This is a genomic window from Streptomyces gelaticus (genome assembly GCF_014649535.1).
Classification (GTDB): Bacteria; Actinomycetota; Actinomycetes; order Streptomycetales; family Streptomycetaceae; genus Streptomyces; species Streptomyces gelaticus.
Genome location: NZ_BMTF01000093.1, coordinates 1 through 938, shown reverse-complemented (window position 1 = coordinate 938; position 938 = coordinate 1). Strand labels below are relative to the sequence as shown.

Here is a 938-nt window from a genome sequence, read left to right as displayed (position 1 = left end):
CGGCAGGTCCGGTACCGACACAACACTGCTACCGAACAACGGCACACTGCTGAGCGGCCTCGACCCCGCACCACAACAGCTGGAACAAGCCAACGGGACACCAAAGGACGAACTCGTCGGCAACGACGGCCGGAAAATCTCCTTCGCCCAAGCACGCCAGAACCTCCGCACGATCCGCGACGCCACGGGCAAAGCCATCGGATACGCCTCGCACAACGACCAGGACTGGGCCCCACGCAAGGACTTCTACACGAAGTACCGCGCCGACGAGACCTCCTTCAAGGCCTACCGGACGACGGACGACGGCAAGTTCGTCCCCGTGGCCGAGGATGAAGCGTCGCCCCGCACGGTTCCCTGGCGCACCGGCACGAACGCGCCGACCGGGCAGCGGACACCCGAACCGGTCTTCTTCGACGCGCACGGCTCCCAGGACGGCGTCAAGCTCCACATCGCCGGCGAACTTCCGCTGGAGGTGGACGGTGCGCAGTTCGCGCGCTTCATGGAGTCCCTGAGTGATCCCGACCAGCCTCCGGCTCCGGTGGTGCTCGTGGCGTGTGACACGGCGAGCGTCCGCTCCACGGATGGTGGAAGCGTCGTGCGGGACGCGGCACGGGCGGTGCCCGGACGCCGTTGGTACGCCCCCGATGTCGCGGTCGGCCATGTGGGACCGCCGGCCGGAGCCGCCGCGGGCGGGGCAACCGGAGTGCTGGCCCTCCTCCAGGACCGGACGACCGGGCGCCAGGGCCGATGGCTGACCGCGAGCGAGCCCACCGAACTCGAAACCCTCCTCACGCGGGAGCAAGGACAGACCCACCAGGACACCGACGACGGAACGGAACTCCCGGACAGTCAAGGTCCGGGCCTGCTGCTGAACGCCGAGTCGGAGATCACGCAGCTGTCGGCCGAGCCGGTTGTGTCCCAGAGCACCGCGACCGCGT

Annotated in this window: 1 protein-coding gene; it reads left to right on the top strand. The window is 68.9% G+C overall.

What is annotated here, in order from left to right; all coding sequences use genetic code 11:
* Positions 1 to 938 (top strand): hypothetical protein (locus IE107_RS34490; RefSeq protein ID WP_189548279.1); only part of this gene is annotated, 938 nt, incomplete at both ends.